Source organism: Deinococcus sp., assembly GCF_018260405.1.
GTDB lineage: Bacteria > Deinococcota > Deinococci > Deinococcales > Deinococcaceae > Deinococcus.
The window spans coordinates 1-5,110 of record NZ_JAGLBG010000128.1; the positions used below are offsets into that span (position 1 = coordinate 1).

The window sequence follows — 5,110 nt, forward strand, 5'->3', positions numbered from 1 at the left end:
GTTGAAAGCGGCGCAGCCATGTTGGTACATGCGTAGGCACAGCGCTGGCGTGGGCCGCTGCGCCGTGCTGATGACAGCAGCCTGCTGAAGCCAGCAGCCTGCTGAAGCCAGGTGCGCAACCCTGGCCCTACTCTAGGCTTTTGCCTGTGCCTGCTGGCGCTGCGCCCAGCGCTCCCGCAGCGCTGCGAAGTTGTCGTCTATGCGGGCCTGCGGCAAGATGACCTGGGTGGTGCGGCCCGCGCCGATCTCATCGCCCAGTTCGTTGGTCGCCCGCATCGCCGCGTAGATGCGCCGCCCTTCCTGGCGCTCAAAGGTGGCGGTAATGGTCACGGTCATACCTGGTAAGGCCGAGGCGGTATGCCGCACCTCGACCTCCGAGCCTATGCCGCCTTCGCCGCGTTCCAGGTACGGCAAAATAATCTTGCGCCCGGCTTCTTCAAAATGTTTAGCCATCCAGTAGGTGGCGTAAACTGGATGCACCTGGCCGAGTTCGCCGAAATTGACCGTCATCTCGTCGGTGACCTGCGCGAGCAGGGTCTGCGTAAAACCTTCTGGAATGGGCCGCATGCCCCTAACCTAGAGCAGTTGGCCCAAAAAGGCCACGTTGTTTAGAGCAGTTCGGTGACTGGTAGTGAGCAGCGGGCAAAAGAGGGCTACTGCGCCTGACGGTTGAGGGCTAAACGAAAGGGGGAGAGGCTTTTGCGCCGCCTGAATCAGGGGGGCTGGCGGTGTACCGGGACTCCCGCAGCTGTACGGTGCTTTTCTGTACGGGCCTTTCCTGTATGGGCCTTTTCTGAACCCAGCCTTCACGCCTGTTGGTGGGAGGCCCTTATAGACTGCGGAGGTGAATACCGTTGCCCTGAAGCCCGCCAATCTCTTTTCTATGACGCGTGAGGCGGTGCTGGCCTTCGGGCAGGACAAAGCCCCGCGCCTGTCGGCGGCCATCGCCTACTACGCTATGTTTAGTATCGCGCCGCTCCTGCTGTTTGCCGTGGCGATTGCTGGACGCTTTCTGACTGACCAAACCGTGCTTGATCAGCTGTTCGGGCCGGGCGGCATGATTTCCCAGAACCTAGGAGAAAAGACCGCCGGTTACCTCAAAAGTATCGTGCCCGACACCGCCACCCTGGCCAAAGGCACCTTGACGGCTAGTTTGGTCGGCTTCGTGACCCTGTTTATGGGGGCCACCGGGTTGTTTGTGCAGCTGCAAGACGCCCTGAACAGCATGTGGGGCGCGGATCCGGCCCCACCACAGGGCATCGCCGCCGTTGCCAAGACCCGCTTGACCTCGTTTCTGTTGATTCTGGCTATCGGACTGATTCTGCTGATGTTCCTGGGCCTCAATACCTATCTGTCGGCCATCGCGCAGAACCTCGGAGACCGCTTTGGGGTCGGGGCGTTCGCGGTGCGCTTTCTGACCTTCGCGCTATCCACCTTTTTCCTGACCTGGGTGTTCGCGGCCATCTTCAAGTTCCTGCCGTCGGTGAAGCTGGAATGGTCCGAAGTGATCGTCGGCGGCGCGATTACCGCCCTGCTGTTTACCATTGGCCAGCTGCTCATTGGCATCTATTTCGGGCGGGCCGCGCCCGGCAGCGCGTTCGGGGCAGCGGGCACACTGGTGGCGCTGCTCCTCTGGATTTATTACAGCGCGATGATCTTTTTCTTTGGGGCCGAAGTGACCTGGGTGTACTCGCAGAAATTCGGTACACGCGCCGGGGGTGCGGCTAACGCTGCCAAAAAGGCCGCGCTGAACGCCGCCGGAGCCAAAATCGACATGACCCCCGGCCAGCAGGAGCTGGAAGCCATTGCCAATGCCCAGAAGCCCGTCAAGGATTCGCGTAACCGGGTGCTTGGTGTGCCGACTCCGCAGCTGCCGCGTGTGCTGCCGCAGGTGCCGAGCCGCGCCGAGGGCCGGATACTGCCCAGCATACCGGGGGCGCTGTGGGCGGCCTTCAGCGCTGTTATGGCCATTCCAGCCGTCATCGTTTTACGGGCGCTCGGTCTAACCGGGGGAACGCGCAAAAAATAAACCGGCCTTCCAGACAGAGGAGAGCTTGCGCTATCAGCAACTCTCCCTTTTTTTGTGCCTGCCCGTTGCCTCTGATACGGACTGCCTTCTGTTTCGTTAACGCCCTTTAAGGTAGGTTCATCTGCCTTCACAGTGTTCAATCTATGTGCAGGAAATCGAGAATCGCTTGGGCAATTCCACGGGCAATTTTGGCGCGGTAGGCCGGTGTTGCCAGTAGAGGGCCTTCGCGCTGGCTGCTGCCGAACCCGATTTCGGTCAGGATGGCAGCGGTGCGGGGGTCACGGATGACATAAAAGGCGTCGGTGTGTACCCCCCGGTTGGCCGCGCCCGTGGTGGCAAGCAGACTGTGCTGCACCTTCTGGGCCAGCTGTCTGGAAAAGGCGACTTTGGCCTGCGCCAGAATGTCACCAAGCATACTTTGGGCTTTGTCGGCGGCCTTGCGGGTCAGGTTGCGTCCCACCGATCCCCCGCCGTTTTCGGCCACTGCCAGGCTGCGGTTGCTGCCCGAAAGAGGCTCCCCGAAATAATAGGTTTCGATGCCCTCGGCTCCGGCAGAGTCGCCCGCGTTCACATGAATGCTGATGTAAGCGGCCACCTTGTCGGTTTTAGCGAGATTCGAGCGCATATCGAGGTCGGTGGCCTTGTCCGCGCTGAGATGGCGGTCTGTGTCGCGGGTCATGACTACGTCCACCCCTTTGGCTCGCAGCAGGTCACGTACTCGCAGCCCAACATCGAGGGTCACGTCTTCTTCGCGGACCCAGAGACTGGTCATACCCGGATCGACGCCGCCGTGTCCAGGGTCGATCACCACACGGGGCCGGGCCGCCGCGCGGCTGCTGGCTGGGCGGATCACGGCCCCGTGCGGCCGGGGAGCGCCCTTTATTTGGGCAGTTTCTTGCTGGCGCGGCACATCGATGATCAGGCGGGCGGGTTCTTTTCCGGTGGCGGCCAGCACCTTCGCGGTGGCTTTACGGTAGCCAGGAGCCAGCGCCACAGTCACGGTTCTGCCCTTTACAGCGTAGGCGCTGACCCCCACCGCGTGCAGCTGGCCGCGCCCCGGCTGGAGGCCCACGCCGACCTTGACCGTCACATGCTGCCCGCCCAGGCTGGTCGAGATAGCCGCCGCTCTGGGCAGCGGAAACACGACGCGCGTAAAGCTGTCATGCACCCCCACGCGGGGCGCGGCCAGAGCCGCCGGGGAGAGCAGCGATAGAGCGAGGCAGACGAACAGGGCAGCAGACTTCACAACGTCTTAAGTCTAGATCAAGTGCTGAAGCTTTGCCGGGGGACTCCCCAGCGATTCCAGCACAGTCGGGAAGCGACCAGGCCCCATTCTGGGTGCCGCTTTGGTCAAGAGGGCACCACCTGCGCTTGCATAACGCCCAACTGACAGTGCCGGGACAGTGCTGGGCGGGGGAGACTGGGTCGCCCCGGCAAGCTGAAACGAGTCTGACTCGGGCGCTCACGTCCAGCACAACCCACAGGGCGGGGGTGGGGGTAAGCTGGGCCGGTATGAAGCCCAACCCTCTTTTTCCCCTGCTCACCTCGCTGACCCTGGCGTGGCTGCCCAGTCAGGCCCAGGCCATGAGCTTCGGCGGCCTGACTGTGACCCCGCGCGGCGCACAGAACCTGAACCTGGAAACCGGGGCCACCGATCTGCCCTCGGGCGGCACCGCCACCGATACCAGAGGCGGAATGGTGCTGAGCGGCGCAAAAATGCAGCTGAAACCCGACGATTCTCTGGTGGCCCAGAACGCTACGCTCAAGACAAAGCAGGGCGGCGTGCTGAAGGCCAATAACGTGGTTTACGACCTGAAAAGCGGCACCGCCAGCGCCAGTGGCAACGTCAGTTACTCGGATGCCCGCGTGAAGGAGCTGACGGCGGAGACCATTGTTCTGTACGTCCGCAGCGGCTTTGTGGTGGCTTCGGGCGGCGTCAAGGCCAGCCAGCCGGACATGAGCGGGAATACCCTGATCTTTGACCCTTTCACTATGCGCTCGGTGCTCACCGGCCCCTTCAGTGTCAATACCCGCTACGGCCACCCCAAGGGGGCGCTGGGCACGAAGATCATGCTCACTTTCGGCGGCAGTAGCCTGATCAGCGCCAACACCAACCCCAGCCCGGACGATCTGGCCCGTTTTGCGCCGTATCTCAAATAGTCTCCCGGAATCTTTGCCCCGCTACAGCAATGTAAAGCTCAGTTAACTTGTCTGGGACGTCATTCGCGTGACCTCGCCCTGCCAAGTTCCTACCTCTCGCAGTGTGAGCTGTGCCAGTTTCCCGTGAGGGTGGAGAAGCTAAAAACCTCCTGTTGACGCGCACTGTCTTGGCAGAAATACAGACGGTTGCAAGCTCCTGGCGAATAGCCCGCACGTTAAATAACCGCGTCGGCCTTGGGATAGGCTGTAGGCCGATGATTGACCGTTATTTGACCCCCGAAATGAAGGCCCTCTGGAGTGAGGCCAGCAAGTACCGCGCCTGGCTGCGGGTGGAACTGGCTGCCATGGATGCCCAGTCGCACCACGGCGAGGTACCCCGCGCCGCCTACGACGCCCTGGTTGCCAAGACACAGGCCGACCCGATTGACGAGGCTTTTGCCCTCAAGGTGGCCGAAATCGAGGCCGTGACTCGCCACGACATCGTAGCCTTCACCCGCGCCCTGACCGAGCGCTACGGTGAGGAAGCCCGCTTCATTCACCATGGCCTGACCAGCACCGACGTGGTAGATACCGCCCAGAACCTGGTACTCGACGAAGCGCTGCGGATTATCCTGACCGACGTCAAGGCGCTGCGCGAGGTGTGCCGCGCTCAGGCGGTGGCCTACAAGCACACGCCGACGGTGGGCCGCACCCACGGTATCCACGCCGAACCGATGACCTTTGGCCTCAAGTTCCTAAACTGGATGACGGCGCTGGACCGCGACATCGAGCGCCTAAATGCCGCGCGTGGCCGTGTGCAGGTCGTGATGCTCTCGGGGTCGGTGGGCACCTACGCGCACGTTTCGCCGCAGATCGAGGAGGAGGTAGCGGCGGCCTGGGGCTGGCAGGCCGCGCCCGTGACCAACCAGACGCTGGCCCGCG

Annotated in this window: 5 protein-coding genes; 3 read left to right on the plus strand and 2 right to left on the minus strand. The window is 62.6% G+C overall.

The window, feature by feature from the left end; translation table 11 throughout:
• Positions 1–132: 132 nt before the first annotated feature.
• A complete protein-coding gene (locus QZ269_RS11870) occupies positions 133–567 on the minus strand; it encodes a thioesterase family protein (protein ID WP_291426918.1) in 435 nt (144 codons plus the stop codon).
• Between the two features lie 277 nt (positions 568–844).
• On the opposite strand from QZ269_RS11870, the gene QZ269_RS11875 reads away from it, so the two are divergent.
• Positions 845–2,029: a YihY/virulence factor BrkB family protein gene (locus QZ269_RS11875; RefSeq protein WP_367272289.1), complete on the plus strand. Its 1,185-nt coding sequence runs from the start codon at positions 845–847 to the stop codon at positions 2,027–2,029.
• A gap of 136 nt (positions 2,030–2,165) precedes the next feature.
• On the opposite strand, the gene QZ269_RS11880 is transcribed toward QZ269_RS11875, so the two are convergent.
• A complete protein-coding gene (locus QZ269_RS11880) occupies positions 2,166–3,275 on the minus strand; it encodes an N-acetylmuramoyl-L-alanine amidase (RefSeq protein WP_291426919.1) in 1,110 nt (369 codons plus the stop codon).
• Between the two features lie 266 nt (positions 3,276–3,541).
• Between QZ269_RS11880 and QZ269_RS11885 the strand changes: the two genes are divergently transcribed.
• Both QZ269_RS11885 and QZ269_RS11890 read left to right on the plus strand, forming a co-directional pair.
• Entirely contained in the window at positions 3,542–4,189 is a 648-nt protein-coding gene (locus tag QZ269_RS11885; protein ID WP_291426920.1) for a hypothetical protein, read from the plus strand.
• 254 nt (positions 4,190–4,443) lie between these two features.
• Positions 4,444–5,110: lyase family protein (locus QZ269_RS11890; RefSeq protein WP_291426921.1), on the plus strand; the 667-nt coding region annotated here is incomplete at its 3' end.